We start from the raw sequence: 873 nt of genomic DNA on the forward strand, positions 1-873 counted from the left end.
TCTTGCCAGTACGACGGCGACGCACAATCAGGCGGTCGCTTTCCTTGTTCGGGCGGCGGGTGCGGCCCTCGGGCTTGCCGTTCGGGTTGACCGGGTGGCGGCCACCGGAGGTCTTGCCCTCGCCACCACCGTGCGGGTGGTCGATCGGGTTCATGGCCACACCGCGGACGGTCGGGCGAACGCCCTTCCAGCGCATGCGGCCGGCCTTGCCCCAGTTGATGTTGGACTGCTCGGCGTTGCCCACTTCGCCGACGGTTGCGCGGCAGCGCACGTCAACGTTGCGGATTTCGCCGGAGGGCAGACGGAGCTGGCCGTACTTGCCTTCCTTGGCTACCAACTGCACGGAGGCACCGGCGGAGCGGGCCATCTTGGCACCGCCGCCCGGACGCAGCTCCACAGCGTGGATGACCGTACCAACGGGGATGTTGCGCAGCGGCAGGTTGTTGCCCGGCTTGATGTCGGCGCTGGCGCCGGCCTCAATCGTGTCTCCCTGCTTCAGCTTGGCCGGAGCCAGGATGTAGCGCTTGGTGCCATCAACGTAGTGCAGCAGGGCGATCCGCGCGGTGCGGTTCGGGTCGTACTCGATGTGAGCGACCTTGGCGGGCACGCCGTCCTTGTCGTGGCGACGGAAGTCGATCAGACGGTACTGGCGTTTGTGTCCACCGCCCTTGTGGCGGGTAGTGATCTTGCCGGAGTTGTTACGGCCGCCTGACTTGGTCAGCGGGCGCAGCAACGACTTTTCCGGCGTCGATCGCGTGATTTCAGCAAAGTCGGCCACGCTCGAGCCGCGACGGCCCGGTGTAGTCGGCTTGTATTTACGGATTCCCATAATTCAATTCCTCGTTAAAGTGGTCTCCGCTTAAGAAAGCGGAC

1 protein-coding gene is annotated in these 873 nt (G+C 65.1%); it reads right to left on the minus strand.

Translation table 11 applies throughout. The annotated features are described in order from the left end of the window. The coding region (gene rplB / locus AC5RWT_RS37860; RefSeq protein ID WP_494084687.1) for a 50S ribosomal protein L2 at positions 1-829 on the minus strand (829 nt) is incomplete at its 3' end. Positions 830-873: the final 44 nt, after the last annotated feature.

Source organism: Arthrobacter sp. Dra40, from assembly GCF_059091905.1.